Below are 745 nucleotides of genomic sequence, written 5' to 3'. Positions count from 1 at the left end.
CCCGCCACGGCCCGGGCTTTCAGGAGCGCCTGGAACTCCCACATCTGCGCCCATCGTTCGTAGTAGCTCAGGTGCGACTCGAGCGTGCGGACCAGCGGACCGTCCCGGCCCTCGGGTCGCAGGTTCGCATCCACCTCCCAGAGTGCCGGTTCGATTCCCGGCGAATAGACCCCGCGGGAGATCCCGGACGCGAGGAAGGTGCCGATCCGGGTGGCCTGCGCTTCATCGAGACCTGGTGCGTCGAGGACGTAGATGACGTCGACGTCCGAGATGTAGTTCAGCTCACCCGCGCCGCACTTTCCCATCGCGATCACCGCGAGGCGCACCTTCGCGACGTCGTCGGGAGGGTAGCTGGACGTGGCTTCCCGGCGGGCGACGGCGAGCGACGCCTCGAGCGCCGCCGCTGGAGCGCCTGGAACTCCCACATCTGCGCCCATCGTTCGTAGTAGCTCAGGTGCGACTCGAGCGTGCGGACCAGCGGACCGTCCCGGCCCTCGGGTCGCAGGTTCGCATCCACCTCCCAGAGTGCCGGTTCGATTCCCGGCGAATAGACCCCGCGGGAGATCCCGGACGCGAGGAAGGTGCCGATCCGGGTGGCCTGCGCTTCATCGAGACCTGGTGCGTCGAGGACGTAGATGACGTCGACGTCCGAGATGTAGTTCAGCTCACCCGCGCCGCACTTTCCCATCGCGATCACCGCGAGGCGCACCTTCGCGACGTCGTCGGGAGGGTAGCTGGACGTGGC

The 745-nt window shown here is 67.9% G+C and carries 2 pseudogenes; both read right to left on the bottom strand.

From position 1 onward, the window contains the following. Positions 1–401: pseudogene (locus Y705_RS18235) on the bottom strand (bifunctional [glutamine synthetase] adenylyltransferase/[glutamine synthetase]-adenylyl-L-tyrosine phosphorylase); the annotation flags it as partial. Further along, positions 392–745: pseudogene (locus Y705_RS23090) on the bottom strand (bifunctional [glutamine synthetase] adenylyltransferase/[glutamine synthetase]-adenylyl-L-tyrosine phosphorylase); the annotation flags it as partial. The pseudogenes Y705_RS23090 and Y705_RS18235, both read right to left, overlap by 10 nt.

The organism is Arthrobacter sp. H41, assembly GCF_000520535.1.
GTDB lineage: Bacteria > Actinomycetota > Actinomycetes > Actinomycetales > Micrococcaceae > Arthrobacter_D.
This window is presented reverse-complemented; position numbering and strand designations above follow the sequence as displayed.